The following is a 20,263-nucleotide window of genomic DNA, read 5'->3' as shown; positions in this document are numbered from 1 at the left end:
CCGCACCGCCGATGCTGGCGCCGCGCCCGGCGAGTGCACAGGTCACGGCACCGGTCATATCTGACCGGCCGTCAGCGGTAGGCTCGGCCCCTGCATGCGGAACCCAGGGGAGGGGGCGGGGCGTGGCGGAGACGCTCGGAGCACTGGTGCGCCAGTTGCGGAAGCAGGCCGGTCTGACGCAGTCCCAGCTCGCGGAACGGGCCGAGCTCGGCGAGAGCACCGTCCGCCGGATCGAGACCGACCGCCCCTTCGACCACCGGCGCGGCACCATCCACCGCATCGCGGACGCGCTCGACGCCGGACCCGAGGAGCGCCGACGGTTGAGCGCCCTCGGCGGCGGCACCGCCTCGGCCGCGCCGGAGGCCCCGGAGCCCGCTCCGGAGCCCGCCCCGGGACCACCGCCCCCGCCCCGGGACCACGGCCCGCTCGCCGACGCCGCCGAGGAGTTGGCCCGCGAGAGCCGGCAGCGCTGGCGCCGCGAGGAGGCCCAGCGCCGGGTGCACCACCCGTTCGCGCTGCCGGTGCGCTGGCAGCAGGTGTCGGGGGGAGTGGCCGACCGGTCGGCGAACGCCCTCCTGCTGGCCCCCGGTGAGGTCCGTGGCGAACCGGACCTCACCGGCGACCTGCGGCGGGTCGCCGAGATCTACCGGCGCATACCGTCCGGCCGACTGGTGGTCCTCGGCCGGGCCGGATCGGGCAAGTCGATCCTGGCCGTCCGGTTCGCCCTCGACCTGCTGGACGCCCGCACCCGCGACGAACGGGTGCCGGTGATCTTCAGCCTCGGTGACTGGGACCCGGCCGCCGTGGCCCTGCGCGACTGGCTGATCGGTCGGCTGCTGCGCGACTACCCGCACCTGGCCCGCCGGGTCCCCAGCGGCAAGACCCTGGCCGCGGACCTGTTGGACGACGACCTCGTCCTCCCCGTCCTCGACGGGTTCGACGAACTCGCCGAGGGCCTGCGCGCCCCGGCCCTCGAAGCGCTCAACCTCTCCCGGCTGCCGCTCGTCCTGACCAGTCGGCACGCCGAGTTCACCGAGGCCGTCCGGGTCGCGCACGCCCCGCTGGCCGCCGCCGCGGTCCTGGAACTGTGCGACCTCGACCTCGACGACCTGCGCGGCTACCTGCCCCGGACCGACCCGGCCTTCCCCGGGCCCGCCGACACCGACGGGCCGGCCGCGACCTGGGAGGCCGTCCTCGACCCCGACCGGACGGCGGAGAGCGCCGGCCGCGCCAACCTCGCCGCCGCCCTGCGCACCCCGCTGATGATCGCCCTCGCCCGCACCGTGTACAGCGACCACCCCGAACGGCGGCCGGGCGAACTCCTGGACACCGCCCGCTTCCCCACCCCCGAGGCGATCGAGGAGCACCTGCTGGCCGGGTTCGTGCCCGCCGTCTACCGCCCCCGTCCCGCCGAACGGCTCGACACCGTCCGCCGCCGGCCCGGACCGTGGGACGCGCGACGCGCCGAGCACTGGCTCGGCCACCTCGCCGACCACCTGACCCGGCTCGGCCCCGAACGGCAGGACCTCACCTGGTGGGAGGTCGGCACCAGCACGAGCCGCACCCTGCGCACCCTGATCGTCGGGTTCCTGGCCGGTCTCGCCTTCGGCGTCACCACCGCGGTCGGCAACGTGCCGGTCGACCTGGTCGCCACCTCGCACGGACTCCGGTTCGCCGTCGTCCGCGGCCTCGTGGTCGGCCTCCTGCACGGCACCGTCGCCGGAGCGCTGTTCGGCCTCGTGTACTGGCACGCCTGCGCCCGCGCCGCCCTCAGACCCTCCCCCGTCCGGCTGCGGCTGAGCACCGGCACCCCGCGCACCCGCCGCAACGCGCTCATCCGGTTCCTGGTCGGCCTGGGCTGCGGAGCGGCCGGGATGGCGCTGCTCATCCTGGTCGACGAGGGACTGGTGGCCCCGATCGGGCTCGCCGACGGACAGGGCGCCGACCTCGCGGCCGGGCTGCTGTTCATCCCGCCGATCGCCCTCGCGACCGGGCTGGTCTTCGGCCTGATCGCCCTGTTCGAGGCCCCGGTGCGCACCGAGTCCGTGGTCAGCCCGGCCGACCTGCTGCACATCGAGCGCCGCAACGTCGTCTTCCACATGATCACCTGGGCACTCGTCCTCGGCCTCGGCGTCGGCCTGCTCAACGGCGTCGTGTACGGGCCGCTGCGCGGCTTCGAGGTCGGCCTGGTCTTCGGGCTGGAGGCCGCGTTCGGCGCGGGGCTCGGCTACGGACTGAGCCTGACCGCCTGGGGCCAGTGGGTGGCGCTGGCCCGCATCTGGCTGCCGCTCACGGGACGGCTCCCCTGGGCGCCGATCGCCTTCCTGGCGGACGCCCACCAGCGCGGCGTGCTCCGCCAGGTCGGCGCGGTCTACCAGTTCCGCCACGCCTGGATCCAGAGCCACCTGAGCCGCAGCCACCAGCAGCACCGCGACCGCGCCCGGCGCCGCCGCGACCACCCGACGGACCACTCGACGGACCACCGGACGGACCACCGGACGAAAGGGGCAGCATGAGCGCCGGATCCCGTACCCGCCGCCCGAGCGGGCGCACCCGGCGCGCGGCCGTCGCCGCGACCGCCACCGCGCTGGTCGGCGCCCTGGGCACCGCCCCCGCGGCCGCCCGGCCCGCCACCCCCACCCTGCACTACACCTGCGTCTTCCCGACCATCGGCGGACAGGCCATCACCGCCGGGATCTCCGCGGACGTCCCGGACACACTGCCGGTCGGCGAGTCCAGCCCGGCCTTCGCCGTCCGGGCTACCGCCACCGTCGAGGCGTCCTTCACCATCGGCCTGCGCTACGTCCTCGGGGTGCGCACCATCGAAGGCTCGGTCGACGCCGAGACCCGGGTCCTCGCCCCGCAGGGCGAGACGGTCGTCCCCGTCCACCTCGCCATCACCCGGACCTCCGTCCCCGCCTACGGCGCCTTCGAGATCCCCGCCACCGGCAACGCGCCCCGGCTCTCCTTCGGCCGCCCCGGCAGCGGACGCGTGAGCGCCGGGAACTTCACCCTCCACCTGGTGCCCAGGGACGCCGACGGCAACCTGGCCGGTCCCGGCCGGGTCGACGTCCCCTGCACCCTGAACGCGGGCCAGGACGGCACCGTCGCCCCCTTCGAGGTCACCCCGGCGAAGGCCTCGCCCACGCCGTCCTCCACCACCCTCCCGTCCGCCCCGGCCCCGTCCTCCGCGAGCCCGGCGACCGCCTCGCCGGGAACGGACGCCTCCGCCGCCGCGAGCAGCGCCCCCGTCGGCACCGCCCCGCCGGCTCCGCCACCGGCGGCCTCCGCCCCCGCCACGGCCGGCGCCCCGCGGGCGTCGGCGTCCCGCCCCTGGGCCGTCGCCCTGGGCGCCGCAGCCGTCGTCGCCGCGCTGGCCGCCGCAGCGGTCGTCCTCCGACGGCGGACCGAGCGCCGCGGACCCTCCGGGCCCGCGGCCTGACCCTCCGCGGTACCGGCCGGAAAATCATCTGAAGAGTAGTAATTCCCATGGAGAAATGGGAACTTGAATGATTTTCAAATGTGCGCGGGAATTCCGGTTCGGGTACTCTCTGTCCGAACGAATCGCAGAGTGCGGGCCGGTTCGGCGACCCGGCGTGCGCGGCGGCGGCTGAAGGTGGGCGAGTTTCGGTGAACGGTGCGGCGGCCGACCGGGCGGGTGCGCTCGGCCTGCTGCGCGCAGTCCTCGCCCCGGGCGCAACCTCCTCTCCGGCGGGCCCCTACGCCCTGCTCGCCCGCCTGCGGGAGAGCGCCCCGGTGCTGTACGACCCGGAGACCGGCACCCGTTTCCTGACCGGCTTCGCCGACTGCCAGGCCGTGCTGGCGGGGCCGGCCTTCGCGGTGCCGGACGCCGCCTGGCTGCACCGCGAGCACCCCGACTGGGCGGCCCGGCCCGCGGCGGACTTCTTCTACGCCTCGCTGCTCGGCACCAACGGCCCCGCCCACGCGCGGCTGCGCACCCCGCTGACGGCGGCGTTCGGGCCCCGCCGGGCAGCCGAACTCTCGGCGGGCGTGCAGAGGACCGTCGACGAACTCCTCGACCGTTTCGCGGACGCGCTCTCCGGCGGCGCGACCGCGGATTTCCAGGCCCTGGTCGGCTACCCGCTGCCGGTCGCGGTGGTGGGCGAACTGATCGGCGTGCCCCGGGCTGACCGGGAGCAGTTCCACCGCCTCGGCCGGGACGCCGCGCGCCTGCTGGAACCGGTCCGCTCGGACGAGGACTGGCAGCGGGCGGACGCGGCGGTGACCGCGCTGCGGGCGTACTTCGCCGGGCTGCTGCGTGAACGCCGGGCCCGCCCGGCCGAGGACCTCGCCACGGCGCTGCTCGCCGACCGCCCCGGTACCCACCGTCCGCTCGGGGAAAGCGAGTTGGCGGACCTGCTGCTGCTGGTCTTCGTCGCCGGGTTCGAGACCACCGCCGGCCTGCTCGGGACGGCGGTACACGCCCTGCTCACCCACCCCGACCAGACCGCGCTGCTCCGGGCCGACCCGGGACTGCTGCCCGGCGCCGTCGAGGAGGCGCTGCGCTGGGACGGCCCGGTGCTGATGACCGAGCGGCTGGCGCTGGAACCCGTCGAGATCGGCGGCCTGCCCGTCCCGGCCGGTGGCAGCGTGACCGCGGTGCTGGGCGCCGCCAACCGGGACCCGCGCCGCCACCCGGACCCGGACGCCTTCCTGGTCCGCCGCCCGGACGTGCGCGTGCTGAGCTTCGGCGCCGGGCCGCACTACTGCTTCGGCGCGGCGCTGGCCCGGCTGGAGGCGGTACTGCTGCTGGGCCCGCTGCTCGACCGCCTCCCCGGGCTGGTCCCGGCCGGGGAGCCGGTGCGGCGCGCCTCGGCCTGCCTGCGCTCGTTCGACACCCTGCCCCTGGCGGCCACCGGCTGAGCACCCCCCTCGTCCCCGTGCCGCACCCGCCCCTCCCGAAGGACGTGCCCGTGAACTTCCTGCACCGCGAACGCGCCGAACTGGAGGCGTTCATGCCCGGGTTGGACCGGGTGCTGGCCGGCCACCCGCTCGCCGAGCTGGAACGCACGCCCAGCCCGGCGATCGCCGCGTTCAAGGAGGCGGGCGGCCCGGGGCTGCTGGTGCCCGCCGCGTACTCCGGCGCGGGCGCGAGCGCGCTGCAGGCCGTCCGGGTGCAGCGCGCGGTCGGGGCCCGCTGTCCCTCGCTGGCGGTGGCCACCACCATGCACCACTTCTCGGTCGCGGGGCTGGTCGAGGCCGCGAAGTACGGGGACGGCCTGGAGGGGGCGCTGCTGGAGTCCGTCGCCAAGCAGCGGCTGCTGGTGGCCTCCGCGTTCGCCGAGGGCCGGGCCGGGCAGAACATCCTCGCCCCGCACCTCACCGCCGAGCGCCGCGGCGACCGGATCGTGCTGAACGGCAGCAAGATGCCGTGCAGCCTCTCCCGTTCGATGGACCTGCTGACCGCGTCGGTCGCGCTGACCGGCCCGGACGGCGTCGACCGGCTGGCGGTGGCGTTGATCCCCGCCGACAGCCCGGGCATCACCGTCCGCCCGTTCTGGGGAACCCCCCTCCTGGCAGGCGCCGAGAGCGACGAAGTCCGGCTCACCGACGTCGAGTTGGACCCGTCCATGGTGGTCCCCACCGAGGTCACCGCGGACGCCGTGCCGGACGCCCTGAACGTCGCGGGCTTCCTCTGGTTCGAACTGCTGCTGACCGCGGGCTACCTGGGCGTGGCCAGCGCCCTGGTCGAACGGACCCTGCAGCGCCCCGGCGGCGACGCGGACGACCCGACCGCCCACCTCGTCCCGGTCGAGGCCGCGATGCTCGCCGTGGAGGCCGTCGCCCGGGCGATGGCGGACGAACCCCTGGACGAGGCGCTGCTGGTGCGCGCCCTGACCGCCCGCTACGCCGCGCAGGACGCCATCGCCGAAACCGCCCGCACCTGCCTGGCCGCGCTCGGCGGCATGGCCTTCATCACCTCCCCGGACGGCTCCTACCTGGCCGCCGCCGCCACCGGCCTGACCTTCCACCCGCCGGCCCGCACCAGGATGGCCCGCCCGCTGCGGGAGTTCCTGGACGGCCGCCCGCTGCGGATCGGCTGACCGGTGCGCCCCGGAGACGGCCCGTACCGGGTCGACGTGCTGCGCGGCATCGCGGAGTTGCCGCCCGGGCTGTGGGAGCGGCTGGCCCCGGCCGACGACCCCATGTGGTCCCGGGAGGTCTTCGCGGCACTGGAAGGCAGCCGGGTCGGACCGGCCGGGTACGCCTACCTGCTGCTGCGCCGGGCCGGCGAACCCGTCGCGGTGCTGCCGCTGTGCCTCTTCCCCGACCTGCAGGTGGACCGGATCCTCGGCCCGCGCGAGCGCCGCCTGCTCGCCCCGCTGCGCCGCCGCGCACCCCGCCTGCTGCGGGTGCCGATGCTGCTGTGCGGCAACCTGCTCGGCCAGGGTCGCCTGCTCGCCGTGCAGCCGCCGGACGACCGGGCCGGGCGGCTGCTGGTCGCGACCGCCCTGGACCTGGCCCGGCGCGAAGGGCTGGGCACCGTGGTCCTCAAGGACTTCACCGGGCCCGACCTCGCCCCGCTGCGCACCCCGTTGAAGGAGGCCGGGTTCTTCCTCGCCCCCGCCCTGCCCGACACCGAACTCGCCCTGTCCGCCGATTCGTTCGCCCACTACCTGGCCGCCCTCCCGGCCAAGCCGCGGCGCAACGCCCGGGCCAAGATCCGCCGCTTCGAAGCCCAGCCCGGCCTGGGGATCGAGGAGTTGACCGAGTTCGACCACCTGGTGCCCCAACTGCTGCCGCTGTACCGGCAGGTGATGGACCGGGCCGACCAGACACTGGACGTGCTGGACCACGCCTTCCTGGCCGCCGTCGCCGCCGACCCCGGCAGCCGCCTGCTGGCCTGCTTCGACGAGGGCGGGCAACAGGGCGGCGAACAGCGGGAGCTGGTCGGGTTCCTGCTCTGCCTGTTCGCCGGGAACGGTGCCACCGGCGCCCGGATCGGCCTGGACTACCGCCTCGCGCACCGGGCCGCGCTCTACCACAACCTGCACTACGCGGCCGTCCGGCTGGCGATGGCCGCCGGCTGCGGGCACATCCGCTTCGCCCAGACCGCGTACCTCCCGAAGACCGAGATGGGCTGCGCCCTGGTCGAGCAGTGGCACGCGATGACCCACCTGCGGCCGCTGCCCCGGGCCGTGCTACGGCGCCTGCTCCCGCCCGCCCTGGCGGCCGCCCGCGCCGGGGCGCTGGGCCTGCCCGCCCGTCCGCCCGACCGCCCCCGCGTCGCCCGCCCCCACCCCGACCCCCCTGCCACCACCAGCCGTTCCGAGGAGAGGCCGTCCCGTGCCGCACGTTGAAGTGGAGTTGCCCGTCGCCGCCCCGCCCGAGGTGGCCTGGCCGGTGGTGGTGGACGTCCTCGGCTACCCCGCCTGCATGGAGAGCGTGGACGCGGTCGAACTGGTCGAGCAGCCCGACGAGCGGCACCGCACCACCGCATGGTCGGTCCGGCTGCAGGGCTCCGTGCTGCGCTGGACCGAGACGGAGCTGATCGACCACGCCGCGCGCCGCTTCGACTTCGAGCAACTCACCGGTGACCTGGGCGCGTTCAGCGGCCACTGGGCGGTGCGGGCCGCGCCCGGCGGCGGCAGCACCGTCGCCCTGCACGTCGACTTCGACCTCGGCATCCCGCTGCTCGCCGAGATGCTCAACCCGGTCGCGGCGGACGCGCTGCGGGACAGCGCCGCGCAGATGCTCGCCGCCCTCGAACAGCGGATGCTCCTTCCGGGAGCCGCCCGGTGACCACCGCCCTCCCGAACCCGGCGACGGACACCGGGGCGGGCCCGGTCTTCGACCGGCTGCGCCGCCACTGCTCCCCGAAGCTCGCCCTGACCGGCGGCTTCGCCGGGCGCGGCGCCGTCGAGTCGGTCGCCGAGGGCTGCCGGGTGACGCTCTCCGACGGCCGCACCGCGCTGGACTTCGGCTCCTACGCCGTCACCCTGCTCGGCCACCGCCACCCCGCCGTCACCGCCGCCGTCCGCGCCCAGCTGGACGCCATGCCGACCTCGACCCGCGCTCTGGCCAACCCGGTCGCCGCCGCGGCCGCCGCCCGGCTCAGCGGCTACCTCGGCGACGCGCTCCCCAAGGTCCACTTCGGCCTGAACGGCGCCGACGCGGTCGAAGTCGCGGTCAAACTGGCCAGGTTGGCGACCGGCCGCCCCCGGGTGCTGGCCGTCCGCGGCGCCTTCCACGGCAAGTCGCTGGGCGCCCTCGCGCTCACCCACAGCCCGCTGTACCGGCGCGGCCTGCTCGGCAGCGAGGTCGACGTCGTGCACGTCGACGCCGAGGACCCGGCGGCGGTCGGCCGGGAGACCGCGGGCGGCCGGGTGGCCGCGCTCGTCTTCGAACCCGTGCAGGGCGAGAACGGCGCCCTGCCGCTGCCCACCGAGGTGCTCCGGCAGTGGTGCGCGGACGCGGCCCGCGACGGCGCCTTCGTGATCGCCGACGAGATCCAGTGCGGCCTGCGCCGCTGCGGCGAACGCTCGGTCGCCCTCGCCGACGGCCTGCCCGTCGACGGAGTGCTGCTCGGCAAACCGCTGGGCGGCGGCGTCGTCCCGCTCTCCGCCCTGCTGTGCTCCGAGCGCCTGTACGCGCCGCTGGCCGCCGACCCGTTCCTGCACTCGGCGACCTTCGGCGGCCACCCGCTGAGCTGCGCCGCCGTCCCCGCCGCCCTCGACGCCATCGAACAACTCGCGGACCACGGAGAGTCGTTGGCCGCACAACTGGACGTCCTGCTGACCGGCCTCCAGGAGCGCCACCCCCGGGTGGTGCGGGCCGTGCCCGGCCGCGGACTGCTGCGCGGCCTCGACTGCACCTCCCCGCGGGCCGCGGGTGCCACCGTGCTCGAACTCGCCGCCACCGGCCTGCTGGTCTCGCCCTGCCTGAGCCGCCCCACCACCGTCCGGCTGCTGCCGCCACTGCTCACCACCCCGGCCCAACTCGCCGAAGCCGCAAGCATCCTGGACTCCGCACTGGCCGCCACCGAACGGACCCTGCGGACCACCGACGTAGGAACCAGCGAAGGAGCGCACCCGGATGCCCACACGTGAGGAACTCGCCGCCACCGTCCGGACGGTCGTCTCCGACGTCCTCGGCACCGACCCCGAGGAGCTGGGGGAACGCACCGGCCTGGCCGAGGAGTTCGGCATCGACAGCCTCGAACTCATGGAGATCGGCGCCCGGTTGGAACGCACCCTGTGCCTGCGGATCGACCCCGACGACCTCCTCTCGGCCCGCGACCTCGGCCACGCCGTCGACCTGCTGCACGCCCGGTTCGCCGACCCCGCCACCGCCGACCCGGCCAGCCGCACCGCCCACGCGGTGATCACCCTGACGCCGGCCCCGGGCGGCCCCGCGTGAGCGCGCCGCACCGGCACCCCTCGGGCGGCCACCGGGTCGCCGTCACCGGCATCGGCCTCAAGTCACCCGCGGGCCACACCCTCGACCAGGTGTACGCCGCGGTGCTGGCCGGCCGTTCCGCCGCCACCCGGGTGGAACGGCTGGTGGAGGCCGACCTGCCGGTCCACTTCGCCTGCCTGGTACCGGAGTTCGACCCGGAGGCGTACCTCGGCCGCCGTGAGGTCCGGCAGATCGACCGCCCCGCGCAACTGCTGCTGTGCGCCGCGGACGACGCCCTCACCGACGCCGCCCTGCCCGCCGGGGTGCCGCGTGAGCGGATCGGCGTGCAGATCGGCACCGGCATCGGCGGCCTGTCCAGCATGGAGGCCGCCACCGCGGGCTACGTCGACCGCCCCCGCGACCTGCCCGTGCACACCGTCCCGCGGACCATGGCCAACTCGCCCGCCTGCCGGGTCGCGCTGCGCCACGGCTTCCAGGGCGTCTGCACCACCTACTCCAGCGCTTGCGCCAGCGGCGGCACCGCCCTCGGCGAGGCCGCTCGCCGGATCCGGCACGGCGAACTGGACGTCGCGGTGGCCGGCGGCGTCGACGCGGCGGTCAGCACCGTGGTGATGGGCGCCTTCGCCCGGATGCGTGCGCTGTCCCTGCGCAACGACCAACCCGCCCTGGCCAGCCGCCCGTTCGACGCCGACCGGGACGGTTTCGTGATGGGCGAGGGCGCCGCGGTCCTGGTCCTGGAACGCTGGGAGTCGGCCCGTGCCCGCGGCGCCCGCATCCACGGCGAGATCGCGGGCTACGCCGAGAACTGCGACGCCTTCCACATCGCCGCCCCGCACGAGGACGGCGAGGTCGCCGCCCGCTGCATGCAGCGGGCCGTCGCCGACGCCGGACTCTCCCTCGCCGACATCGGCCACATCAGCGCCCACGGCACCTCCACCGTTCCCGGCGACCGCGCCGAGGCCCGCGCCGTCGCCCGCTGCTACCGCGGCCAGTCCCCGCCGGTCACCGCCGTCAAGGGCGTCACCGGCCACCTGATCGGCGCCGCCGGAGCCCTCGCCGCCGCCCTGGCCCTGCACGGCGCCGCCCGTGGCCTCGTCCCGCCGATCGCCAACCTGCACCGCAGCCCCGAAGCCGACCTGGTCGACCTCGTCCACGGCGCCCCGCGCCCCGTCGCCCCCGCGCCCGTCCTGGTCAACGCCTTCGGGTTCGGCGGCCAGAACGCCTGCCTGGTGCTCACGCCCCCCGCCTGACCGCTTCCGAGGGAGCCACCCATGCGCGTCCTGCTCACCGGGGCGACCGGTGTCGTCGGCACCGAACTCGCCCACCACCTGCGCGCCGCCGCCCCCGAGCACGGCCGCCCGCTCGACCTCGTCCCCGTCGCCCGCCGCGGCGACGGCGTCGTGCACTGGCGGATGGGCACCGAACCGCCGCCCGCCGCCCTGGCCGGCCACTGGGACGTCATCGTGCACGCCGCCGCCAGCACCCGCTGGACGCTCGGCCGCGACGAGGCCACCGCCGCCAACCTCGACCCGCTGCGCGCCGTCCTCGCCCTCGCCGACCGCGACACCCACCTCGTCCAGGTCTCCACCGCGTACGTCGGCGGCGTCCGCAACCCGGAGGACCTGCGCGGCAGCGAGTTCGCGGGCTACCGCAACGGTTACGAGTGGTCCAAGGCGTGCTGCGAGGAGATCGCCCGCGAGCAGCACCCCGGCCCGCTCACCCTGGTCCGCCCGCCGCTGGTGGTCGGCCGCCGCCGCACCGGCGAGATCGCCCGCTTCTCCGGCCCGTACACGATGCTGCAGGCCCTGGTCTCCGGCACGGCCGCCGTGGTGGTCGGCGACCCGGCCGGTCACGCCGAGATCAGCCCCGTCGACGAGGTCGCCGCCGCGCTGGCCTCCGCCGTCCTGTCCGCGCCGCCCGAACGGCCCCGCACCGAGGTGATCGCCGCCGGGGCCGACGGCCTCGACCTCGACGCCCTGCTCGACGTCATCCTCGGCACCCTCAACGCCTTCCGCGCCGCGCACGGCGCCGCACCCCTGGACCGGCCGCCGCTGGTTCCGACCGAGAGCTGGAACCGCTTCTTCCTCCCGCTCGCCGAACGGCACCTCACGCCCGTCCAGCACCAGGCCGTCAAGCTCCTCGCCATGTTCCAGAGCTACACCAGCATGCGCCGCCCCTTCACACCGACCTGGAAGGTCCCGGACCCGGCCGCTGCGATGGCCGCCTCCGTCCGCCACTGGGCCGAACGCCGCCCCCGCCTCGCCCTGGCCCGCCCCGAACCCTGGACGCTCCTCGGCCCCGGCCGCTGAACGCACCCGCCGGTGCATCCAACGGCCGGGGCCGTCGGGGGAGTTCGGGATCAGGCGTTGGTGCAGCTGACGGTGGGCCAGGTGGTGGAGCCGTTCTTCATGATGGTCATGCCCCAGTTGTTGCCGGAGCCGTTGGGGGTGGCGACCAGGGTCTGGGCGTCCGGGTAGCTGGCGTTGACGTTCCAGGTGGCGCTGACCTTCTCCGGCGAGGGCACCTTGACGGTGACCTTCCAGGTGCTGGAGCCGGTGACCGAGACGTTCAGGTTGTACCGGTCGCTCCAGGAGTCGCCCGCGGAGAGCGTCGCGGTGCAGCTGCCGGTGCCGGTGCCGCCGCCGCCCGTGCCGCCGCCGCCGGTGGAGGAGCCCAGGGTGATGTTGGAGTTGCCGCTGCTCTGGTAGCCCTCGGTGGCCAGGATCTCGTAGTTCATGGTGCCGAGGTTCATGCCGTGCTGGGCCCAGGCGTCGAAGTGGTTGCCGACGGTGATGGTGCCGCCGGTGCGCTTCGACTGGCGGACGCTCCAGTACTGGTTGAAGGTCTTGTTGCCCTCGATGGAGGGGGCGTTGTAGCGGGTGGTCTCGTAGATGTCGTAGGTGCCGCCGTCGGTGGTGACGGTGCCCTTGTAGGTGCCGGTGGGCTTGTAGGAGCCGTAGTTCTCGACCACGTAGTACTCGACCAGCGGGTTGGTGGTCCAGCCGTAGAGCGACAGGTAGGCGTTGCCGTTGGTGCTCCAGGTGCCGGAGTACGTCACCGGGTTGCGGGAGCCGGTGCTCCAGCCCTTGCCGGCCACGAAGTTGCCGACGTTGCTCCAGGAGGTGCTGTAGTTGCCGCCGCCGTTCAGGGACATCGAGGAGGAGCCGTTGCCGTCGCTCCAGAACGAGTAGAAGTACCCGCCGTCGGTGCCGGTCTGGTTGTTGGTGATGGTCGCGGCGTCGGCGGTGCCGGGCAGCAGCACGACGGCGGCCAGGGCGAGCGGCAGGACGCGAGCCTTGTGGCGCAGCTTCATGGGTGGGGGTCCGTTCTGTGGGTGGGTGGGGGAACGGGGTGGGGCCCGGCGACAGTGTTGGGGGGCGCCCGAGGGACTGTCAACACTTTCGACAGAGTTTCCGAATGCGTCGGCTGTCGGCGAGTTGAGTCCTCGTCAGGGAAACTGCTGATCAGCGCCCTTGTGGCCGGGCGGAAGGAGGGGCAGTCGAACGCCGATCCTTCGTATTCGATGGCGCGCGGCGGCGCAGTGCGGCACAATTTTCGATCAGATGGCTTCGAAAGTTTCGAAAGCGAGGAGGGGTCGGGCGGGCCGCGGAGCGGCCGCCGGGGTCGCGGAATGCGCACCCGGGAGGTGGGGGCGCACGACTTTCGCAGCCTGTGAGGTACGTGCACGACCTATGGTTTCCGCTTTTCCCGCGTGCCCCGGGAAAGGCGGTTTCCGGCTGCCCGGAATCGGGTTCAGCTGGTGCTGCAGCTGACGGTGGGCCAGGTGGTGGAGCCGTTCTTCATGATGGTCATGCCCCAGGTGTTGCCGGAGCCGTTGGGGGTGGCCACCAGGGTCTGGGCGTCCGGGTAGCTGGCGTTGACGTTCCAGGTGGCGCTGACCTTCTCCGGCGAGGGCACCTTGACGGTGACCTTCCAGGTGCTGGAGCCGGTGACCGAGACGTTCAGGTTGTACCGGTCGCTCCAGGACTGGCCCGCGGAGAGCGTCGCGGTGCAACTCCCGCCCCCCGTACCGCCGGTGCTGCCGCCGGTGGTGCCGCCGGTGGTGCCGCCGGTGGTGCCGCCCGTGCCGCCGTCGGTGGGGGCGACCGCGTGGCCGGTCTGCGGGGAGATCATGCCCGCGCACAGGCCGCGGGAGGCCAGGCTCTGGGCGATCTGCGGGATCGCCGCGAGGGTGTTGGCGGGCCACTCGTGCATCAGGATGACCTGGCCGTTGGTGAGGCGGCCGACGGCCTGGACGATCGCGGCGGTGGTGGCGCCGTTCCAGTCCTGCGAGTCGACGTCCCAGATCACCTCGGTCAGGCCGTACTTGGCCTCGACGGTCTTCAGCGTCGCGTTGGTCTCGCCGTACGGCGGGCGGAACAGCTTCGGGGTGCCGCCGCCCGCGTTGGCGATGGCGCTCTGGGTGTTGCCGACCTCGGAGTCGATCTGGGCCTGGCTCTCCTGGATCAGGTGGGGGTGGGTGTAGCTGTGGTTGCCGACCCACATCCCGGCCGCCACCTCGGCCCGGACCTGGGCCGGGTAGGCGGCCGCGTACTGGCCCTCGTTGAACATGGTGGCCCGCAGCCCGTTCTGCTGGAGGGCGTTGAGCAGGGCGGGGGTGTGGTCGTTGGAGGGGCCGTCGTCGAAGGTGAGTCCGACGTAGCCGCTGCAGCCGGCCGCCCGGGCCGAGGTGGGGTCGGCGGTGGTCAGGGCCAGGCCGGTCGCCAGGGTGGCGGCGGCGGCCAGGGCCGCGACCAGCGGGCGCGGCGAGAGCATGGTGAAGCGCATGGGGGTGCGACTCCTCGTGGTTCGCGGGGGAGCCCGGGAGGCGGATGGAACCGGCGACCCGGCTCGGGTGAAGTCGGCGACGGCCGACTGCGACGAGTTTTGACCCGGACACTTCTAGTGTCAACGCCCCGGTAGAAACTTTCTGGCAACATTCGAAAAATCTCGGCAATGACAGCGGGAAACGACGGGAGCGTTTCGCCCGGGGGCGCCGACCGCGGACCGATCGAGTTTCGGAGCCTGGCGGCGGGTCAACTGCCGTGCCGGAAGCCTGGACCGGCCGTCGGCGGGTTCCGCGTCGTTGCGGGCCGACGGCCGATCGGCCCGTCCGCTGCCCGCCCGCACCTCGGTCGAGGTCCGGGCGGGCAGCGGACGGGTACCGCGCACCGGGCGGGCGAAGCGGGGTGCCTCCCGGGCGGCGGAGCAGTGGTGGCCGGGCGGCGCCGACGGAGGGTCAGGTCCGGTCGGCGGCCAGCCCGTTGGTGAAGGCGTTGCCGAACTTCCCCGCCGGGTCGAGCTCCTGACGCAGCGCCAGGAAGTCGTCCAGTCGCTCGTAGGCGGCGGCCCGCGGCCCGTGCGTCACCTTCCCCCAGTGCGGGCGGCCGCCCAGCGGCAGCAGGGCGCGTTCCACGGCTGCGAGCACCGGGGCGACGGCGTCCGGCTCCGGCTTCCAGGTGAAGTGGAAGGCCACCGAGTCGCGCCCGTACGCGGGGCTGAGCCACAGCTCGTCCGCGGCCACCGTGCGCACCTCGGAGATGTGCAGCACCGGCGCCAACCGCGCACCCAGGGCCCGGAGTTCGGCGATCGCCGCGGGGGCGGCCGGGCGCGGCAGCAGGTACTCCGACTGCAGCTCGGCGCCGCTGCTCGGGGTGAACTCGGGGCGGAAGTGCGGCAGTCGCTCGTGCCACGGGCCGGGGACGCCGAGCTGGGCCGTGCAGTGGACGGTGGGCATGCCCGGCACCGGGTGCTGCGGGGCGTCGGCCGGCCGGGCGCCGGGGACGGTCGCGGCGGGGGTGCCGTCGTCGAGCTGCTTGACCCAGACCCGGCCGGTGTCCGAGCCCCAGTCGGTGAACAGGCTGACGCTCCACCCGGCCGCGTGCACCTCGTCCAGGTGCGCCGCGTACTGCGCCAGCGGCAGGCCGAGGTGGACGTGCTGGCGCAGGGCGAAGGCGGGGACGACGTCCAGGGTGAGCGCGGTGACGACGCCGAGCGCGCCCAGGTGCACCACCGCGCCGGGGTGCGAGGTGGTGCGCAGTTCGCCGTCGGCGCCGACCACCTCCAGCGAGCGGACGGCGGCCGCGAGCGAGCGGCGCCCGTCGCCCGAGCCGTGGGTGCCGGTGGCGGTGGCCCCGGCGACCGAGATGTGCGGCAGCGAGGCCAGGTTCTCCAGCGCCAGGCCCGCCGCCTGGAGGGCGACCGCCAGCTCCGCGTAGCGGGTGCCGGCGGAGACGGTGACGCTGCGGGCGTCCGGGGCGATCTCGATCCGGGTCGGCAGGCCGTCCAGCAGCACCAGGTCGCCGGTGGTGTCGGCGACCGGGCTGAAGGAGTGCCCGCTGCCCAGCGCCCGGACGCGCTCGCTGCGGCGGACCAGCTCCTGGAGTTCCTCCACGGTGCGCGGCCGGTGCACGGCGCGGGCGCCGAAGACCAGGTTCCCCGCCCAGTTGCTGAGCGGGCCGGTGCCGGACGGGCCGGTGCCCAGCGGGTCGGTGGTCGTCATCGGTGCACCTCCAGGGGTCGGTGCGGGGCGCCCGGACGTACGGCCGTTCCCATTTGCAATGGCGAACTACAAATTAGTCCGCCGAGGTCAGCAGGGCAAGGGGCGGGAGGCTGAAAGTTTCGAAACCGCGGTCTCCCCGGCTCAGCGCGGCCCGGGTGCGACGGTGCTGGAGCGCACCACCAGGGTGGTGGAGAGCTCCAGCCGGGTCGGGGCGGCGCCGATCTCCCCGCTGCGCAGGGCGAGGATCAGCCGGGCGGCCTGCTCGGCCATCTCGCGCAGCGGTTGGCGGACGGTGGTCAGCGCGGGGCTGGTCCACTGGGCGATGTCCAGGTCGTCGTAGCCGACCACGGAGAGGTCCTCGGGGACGCGCAGGCCGCAGACCCGGGCCGCCTCCATCACGCCGAGCGCCTGCAGGTCGCTGCCCGCGAAGATCGCGGTGGGCCGGTCGGGGAGCTCCAGCAACTGCTTGGCGCGGGCGAAGCCGCCCTCGGTGTGGAAGTCGCCGAAGGCGATCAGCTCGGGGTCGATCTCCATCCCGGCCATCGACATCGCGGAGCGGTAGCCGTCGAGCCGGGCGAGCGAGCAGAGGGTGTCCTCGGGGCCGGTGACGATGCCGATCCGCCGGTGGCCGAGTTCGATCAGGTGCCGGGTGGCGGCCAGGCCGCCGGCCCAGTTCGCGGAGCCGACCGAGGGCACGTCCGGGTCGGGGTTGCCCGCCGGGTCGATCACCACGAACGGGATGGAGCGGGCCCGGAGTTGGCGCTTGAGCTCGGGCGGGAGGCTGGAGAAAACCAGCACCACGCCGAGCGGCCGCCGCCGCAGCACCGCGTCTATCCAGCCGGGCCCGGGGGCGTGCCGGGAGCCGCTGTGGGCGACCACCACCGCGGCCCCGTGCTCGTTGGCGACGTTCTCGACGCCGCGCAGCAGCTCCATCGCCCAGAGGCTGTCGAGCTCGTGGAAGACGATCTCGATCAGCGGTGCCTCGCCGCCGTTGCGGGCGGCGCGCTGGTAGTCGTGTTCCCGCAACACGCGCTCGACCCGGTTCCGGGTGGACGCCGAGACGTCGGTACGTCCGTTGAGGACCTTCGAAACCGTCGAAACCGAGACTTCGGCTTCTCGCGCGATGTCCGCGAGGGTGACCCGTCCCAGTTCATCGCCCTTTTCCATGGACGCAGCATAGGGCACCGGCGCTGCGGGCCAACCCCCGGATCACGCTTCAGTAACCCTCGGCGCGAGGGGTTGACCCGCAACATGCTCGCAACTTAGCGTCCCGGCCAGGCAGTTATTTCGGGACTCGGCTCGAAACTTTAGGAGACCCCCAGATGAAGAGACGCGCTTTCGCTGTGGCCCTCGGCCTCTCCCTGGCGACCGTGGCCGTGACGGCCTGCAGCAGCAGTGGGTCCTCCGCTGGTGGCGGCTCCAACACGATCCACGTGCTGGTCTACGGCGACGCCAGCAACAAGGTCGAGAAGCAGATCGTCGAGACCTTCAACAAGACCTCGAAGGTCAAGGTCGTGCTGGACACCATCCCCGGTGCGGACTACCAGTCCAAGCTGAACACGATCATCAACACCCCGCAGGCGCCGGACATCTTCTTCAACTGGGGCGGCGGCAGCATCCAGCCGTACGTCAAGGCGGACCTGCTCCTCCCGCTGGACGACATGATCGCCGCGGACCCGGGCCTGAAGAGCAACTTCCTCTCCTCCGTCTTCAACACCGCGGTGATCGACGGCAAGTCCTACGGCATCCCGATGCGCGGCACCCAGCCGGTGCTGCTGTTCAACAACAAGAAGGTGCTGGCGGACGCGGGCCTGAGCGTCCCGAAGACCTGGGACGAGCTGCTCAACGCCGTCACCGTGCTCAAGGGCAAGGGCATCACCCCGTTCGCGCTCGGCGGCGGCGACCAGTGGCCGACCCTGATGTGGTACGAGTACGTCTTCGACCGGGTCGCGGGCCCCGAACTGTTCCAGAAGGCGCTGTCCGGCGACAAGACCGCCTGGGAGAGCCCGGAGTCGAAGAAGGCGCTGGGCATGCTCAAGCAGCTGGTCGACGCCGGCGCGTTCGGCTCGAACTTCGACTCGGTGAAGTTCACCGACGGCGGCTCCCCGGCCCTGCTGGCCAAGGGCAAGGCGGCCTTCGAGCTGATGGGCTCCTGGGCGTACGCCACCCAGCAGGACGCCAGCCCGGACTTCGCCAAGAACGACCTCGGCTACAGCAACTTCCCGTCCGTGCCCGGTGGCAAGGGCGACCCGGCGGACCTGGTCGGCAACACCAACAACTTCTACTCGGTGCTGAAGAAGACCAAGCACCCCAAGGAAGCCGCCGAGTTCCTCAAGCTCATGTACTCCGACGAGTTCGTGAAGGCCCAGCTCGGCATCGGCAACCTGCCGACCACCACCAACACCGAGCAGTTCCTGGACACCTCGGCCAGCCCCGAGTACTCGAAGTACCAGTACAACCTGGTCAAGGCCGCCCCGTCGTTCCAGCTCTCCTGGGACCAGGCGTACCCGCCGGCCGCCGCCACGCCCATCCACACCGCCGTGCAGCAGTTCTTCAGCGGCAAGCTCGACGTGGACGGCTTCATCAAGGCCATGCAGGCCTTGCCCGCCTCCTGAGACGAATCTCCATGAGTACTTCCTCCCTCGGGTCCGGGCCCGGCCGCCGTGCGCGTGCCGGGCGCCGGGCCGGCGTCGGGGTGACCCGCCCGGGCCTGGTCTGGGCGGTGCCCGCCACCGTCTTCTTCCTGCTGTTCGCGATCCTGCCGCTGGTGCTGGTCGCGGTGCTGTCCTTCACCAGCTGGGACGGCGTCGGCGCGCCGACCTTCAACGGCCTGGACAACTGGACCAAGCTGCTGCACGACCCGGTGATGACGCAGAGCATCTGGCTGACCCTGGTGCTGACCGTGGCCGGCGTCGTGGTGCAGACCCCGGTCAGCATCCTGCTGGGCGTGTGGGCCGCCGGGCACCAGCGCAACCGCGCCGTGCTGTCCGCGATCTTCTTCATCCCGCTGCTGCTGTCCGCCACCGCGATATCGGTGGTCTGGCGCGCCATCCTCGACCCCAACTTCGGCGTCCCCTCGCAGATGGAGTGGCTGTTCGGGGACGGCAACCTGATGGGCTCGCAGAGCGGCGCCATCGCCGTGCTGACCTTCGTCGGCATGTGGCAGTGGACGCCGATGCACGCCCTGCTCTACCAGGGCGGCGCCCGGGCGATCCCGCAGGTGCTCTACCAGGCCGCGGCGATCGACGGCGCGGGCAAGGTCCGGCAGTTCCTGCACATCACCCTGCCCCAGCTGCGCAACACCATGATCACCTCGGTGATCCTGATGCTGGTCGGCGGCCTCACCACCTTCGACACCGTGCTGATCCTGACCCAGGGCGGCCCGGGCACCGACACCACCAACAGCGCCTTCTACATGTACCAGCAGGCCTTCAAGAGCTTCGACTTCGGCTCCGGCTCGGCCATCGCCCTGGTCCTCGTGGTGGTCGCCACCCTGATCTCGCTCGCCGTCGTCCGCCTCTCCGGCTACGACAAGATGCGCGGCACGACGGAGGGACTGTGATGCGCAGGCGTCCCAACTACCTCGCCGGGCTCGGCTCGCTGGTCTGGCTGGTCGTCGTCGGCTTCCCGCTGTACGTCCTGCTGATCTCGACGTTCCGCACCCGCGCCAGCTACTCCTCCGAGGGTCCGCTCAGCTTCCCCGAGCACCTGACCCTGAAGAACTACGTCGACGACTTCTCCAACGGCTTCGGTCAGGACTTCCTCAACACCGTGATCGTCACGGTGAGCGTGGTCGCGATCGTGCTGCTCGTCGTGCCCCCGCTGGCCTACGCGATCGTCCGGGCCCAGGGCAGGACCATCAGCACGGTCTTCCGGATCTTCCTGCTGGGCCTGGCGATCCCCGCCCAGGCCGTGATCGTGCCGATGTTCTACGTCATCAGCAAGGCCGGACTGTACGACCACCTGATCGGCGTCATCCTGCCCACCGCGGCGTTCTGCCTGCCGGTGTGCACGCTGGTGCTGACCGGCGCGATGCGCGACATCAACAACGAGCTGTACGAAGCCATGGCGATGGACGGCGCCACCCCGTGGCGGGTGTTCTGGCAGATGGTGGTGCCGCTCTCCAAGGGCGGTCTGTCCTCCATCGTGGTCTTCTCGGCGCTCCAGGCGTGGAACGGCTTCCTGTTCCCGCTGATCCTCACCCAGTCGGAGAGCAGCAAGGTCATCACCCTCGGCCTGTACAACTTCCAGACCGAGCACGGCGTCGACGTGCCCGGCCTGCTCAGCGCCGTCGTGCTGTCGATGCTCCCGATCTTCATCGTCTACCTGTTCGCCCGTCGCGCCTTGGTCCAGGGCCTCATGGGCGTCGGAGGAAAGTGA

General features: G+C 73.5%; 17 protein-coding genes. 13 read left to right on the top strand and 4 right to left on the bottom strand.

Annotated elements, in window-relative coordinates:
* Window positions 1-122 precede the first annotated feature (122 nt).
* From QSK52_RS25040 to QSK52_RS24995, 10 genes are all read left to right on the top strand, one after another.
* Window positions 123-2,516: a helix-turn-helix transcriptional regulator gene (locus QSK52_RS25040; RefSeq protein WP_285738394.1), complete on the top strand. Its 2,394-nt coding sequence runs from the start codon at window positions 123-125 to the stop codon at window positions 2,514-2,516.
* Window positions 2,513-3,442 carry a DUF6801 domain-containing protein gene (locus QSK52_RS25035; RefSeq protein ID WP_285738393.1) on the top strand — a complete coding sequence of 310 codons (930 nt, stop codon included), beginning with the start codon at window positions 2,513-2,515 and terminating at the stop codon, window positions 3,440-3,442. The genes QSK52_RS25040 and QSK52_RS25035 overlap by 4 nt, the downstream gene beginning before the upstream one ends.
* A gap of 188 nt (window positions 3,443-3,630) precedes the next feature.
* On the top strand, window positions 3,631-4,884 hold the full coding sequence (locus tag QSK52_RS25030; RefSeq protein WP_285738392.1) for a cytochrome P450: 1,254 nt from the start codon (window positions 3,631-3,633) through the stop codon (window positions 4,882-4,884).
* A gap of 50 nt (window positions 4,885-4,934) precedes the next feature.
* Window positions 4,935-6,065, top strand: a complete 1,131-nt coding sequence (locus tag QSK52_RS25025; protein ID WP_285738391.1) for an acyl-CoA dehydrogenase family protein — start codon at window positions 4,935-4,937, stop codon at window positions 6,063-6,065.
* Between the two features lie 3 nt (window positions 6,066-6,068).
* Window positions 6,069-7,322, top strand: a complete 1,254-nt coding sequence (locus QSK52_RS25020) for a GNAT family N-acetyltransferase (RefSeq protein WP_285738390.1) — start codon at window positions 6,069-6,071, stop codon at window positions 7,320-7,322.
* On the top strand, window positions 7,309-7,764 hold the full coding sequence (locus QSK52_RS25015) for a type II toxin-antitoxin system RatA family toxin (RefSeq protein ID WP_285738389.1): 456 nt from the start codon (window positions 7,309-7,311) through the stop codon (window positions 7,762-7,764). Before QSK52_RS25020 ends, QSK52_RS25015 begins: the two co-directional genes overlap by 14 nt.
* On the top strand, window positions 7,761-9,071 hold the full coding sequence (locus tag QSK52_RS25010) for an aspartate aminotransferase family protein (RefSeq protein WP_285738388.1): 1,311 nt from the start codon (window positions 7,761-7,763) through the stop codon (window positions 9,069-9,071). Before QSK52_RS25015 ends, QSK52_RS25010 begins: the two co-directional genes overlap by 4 nt.
* Window positions 9,058-9,381, top strand: a complete 324-nt coding sequence (locus QSK52_RS25005) for an acyl carrier protein (protein ID WP_285738387.1) — start codon at window positions 9,058-9,060, stop codon at window positions 9,379-9,381. Before QSK52_RS25010 ends, QSK52_RS25005 begins: the two co-directional genes overlap by 14 nt.
* Window positions 9,378-10,631, top strand: coding sequence for a beta-ketoacyl-[acyl-carrier-protein] synthase family protein (locus QSK52_RS25000; protein ID WP_285738386.1), 1,254 nt, complete (start codon window positions 9,378-9,380; stop codon window positions 10,629-10,631). Before QSK52_RS25005 ends, QSK52_RS25000 begins: the two co-directional genes overlap by 4 nt.
* A 21-nt stretch (window positions 10,632-10,652) precedes the next feature.
* A complete protein-coding gene (locus QSK52_RS24995) occupies window positions 10,653-11,690 on the top strand; it encodes an SDR family oxidoreductase (protein ID WP_285738385.1) in 1,038 nt (345 codons plus the stop codon).
* A 50-nt stretch (window positions 11,691-11,740) separates the two neighbouring features.
* Here QSK52_RS24995 and QSK52_RS24990 read toward each other — a convergent pair whose 3' ends face one another.
* From QSK52_RS24990 to QSK52_RS24975, 4 genes are all read right to left on the bottom strand, one after another.
* A complete protein-coding gene (locus tag QSK52_RS24990; RefSeq protein WP_285738384.1) occupies window positions 11,741-12,694 on the bottom strand; it encodes a glycoside hydrolase family 11 protein in 954 nt (317 codons plus the stop codon).
* A gap of 440 nt (window positions 12,695-13,134) precedes the next feature.
* Complete coding sequence (locus tag QSK52_RS24985; RefSeq protein ID WP_285738383.1) at window positions 13,135-14,169, bottom strand: polysaccharide deacetylase family protein; 1,035 nt, start codon at window positions 14,167-14,169, stop codon at window positions 13,135-13,137.
* 451 nt (window positions 14,170-14,620) lie between these two features.
* Window positions 14,621-15,883 carry an FAD-binding protein gene (locus QSK52_RS24980; RefSeq protein ID WP_285738382.1) on the bottom strand — a complete coding sequence of 421 codons (1,263 nt, stop codon included), beginning with the start codon at window positions 15,881-15,883 and terminating at the stop codon, window positions 14,621-14,623.
* Between the two features lie 141 nt (window positions 15,884-16,024).
* Window positions 16,025-17,050, bottom strand: coding sequence for a LacI family DNA-binding transcriptional regulator (locus QSK52_RS24975; protein ID WP_285738381.1), 1,026 nt, complete (start codon window positions 17,048-17,050; stop codon window positions 16,025-16,027).
* A gap of 155 nt (window positions 17,051-17,205) precedes the next feature.
* Between QSK52_RS24975 and QSK52_RS24970 the strand changes: the two genes are divergently transcribed.
* Genes QSK52_RS24970 through QSK52_RS24960 form a run of 3 tightly spaced genes read left to right on the top strand, consistent with a single transcriptional unit; the run spans window position 17,206 to window position 20,263 of the window.
* Complete coding sequence (locus tag QSK52_RS24970; protein ID WP_285738380.1) at window positions 17,206-18,498, top strand: ABC transporter substrate-binding protein; 1,293 nt, start codon at window positions 17,206-17,208, stop codon at window positions 18,496-18,498.
* 11 nt (window positions 18,499-18,509) lie between these two features.
* Window positions 18,510-19,445 (top strand): carbohydrate ABC transporter permease, encoded by a 936-nt coding sequence (locus QSK52_RS24965; RefSeq protein WP_285738379.1) that lies wholly within the window; start codon window positions 18,510-18,512, stop codon window positions 19,443-19,445.
* Entirely contained in the window at window positions 19,445-20,263 is an 819-nt protein-coding gene (locus QSK52_RS24960; protein WP_285738378.1) for a carbohydrate ABC transporter permease, read from the top strand. The genes QSK52_RS24965 and QSK52_RS24960 overlap by 1 nt, the downstream gene beginning before the upstream one ends.

It is taken from the genome of Kitasatospora phosalacinea, assembly GCF_030268885.1.
GTDB lineage: Bacteria > Actinomycetota > Actinomycetes > Streptomycetales > Streptomycetaceae > Kitasatospora > Kitasatospora phosalacinea_C.
This window is presented reverse-complemented; position numbering and strand designations above follow the sequence as displayed.